The organism is Algoriphagus oliviformis, from assembly GCF_017254915.1.
In the GTDB taxonomy this organism is placed as follows: domain Bacteria; phylum Bacteroidota; class Bacteroidia; order Cytophagales; family Cyclobacteriaceae; genus Algoriphagus; species Algoriphagus oliviformis.
The window spans coordinates 1-292 of sequence record NZ_JAFKCT010000075.1 but is presented as its reverse complement, the minus strand read 5'-3'; the positions used below and the strand labels follow the sequence as shown (position 1 = coordinate 292).

Sequence of the window (292 nt, the reverse complement as noted above, 5' to 3'; positions counted from 1 at the left end):
GGACTACTAAGCCGAGGTTTCCTTCATGTCGGTACCGAACCAGACCCCCTATAACATTTACACCGCCAACGGGATCACCACGGTGTTTCCGTACAAGTTTATGCTGCTGACCGCCAGCGATTTGGATGTGTCGATTAATGGCACCTCTATCACATCAGGGTACACCGTGCAGGGGGTAGGTAACCCTGGCGGCGGTGAAGTTGTCTTTGTAACCCCTCCAGCAGCCAGCGCTACGGTTATGAACCTGCGCAAACTCCCTATCATGCGAACCACTGACTACCAGGACAATGGA

General features: G+C 53.4%; 1 protein-coding gene. It reads left to right on the top strand.

Features of this window, described 5'->3' with window-relative positions:
* Positions 1-25: 25 nt before the first annotated feature.
* Positions 26-292 (top strand): hypothetical protein (locus tag J0A68_RS22630; protein WP_206580519.1); only part of this gene is annotated, 267 nt, incomplete at its 3' end.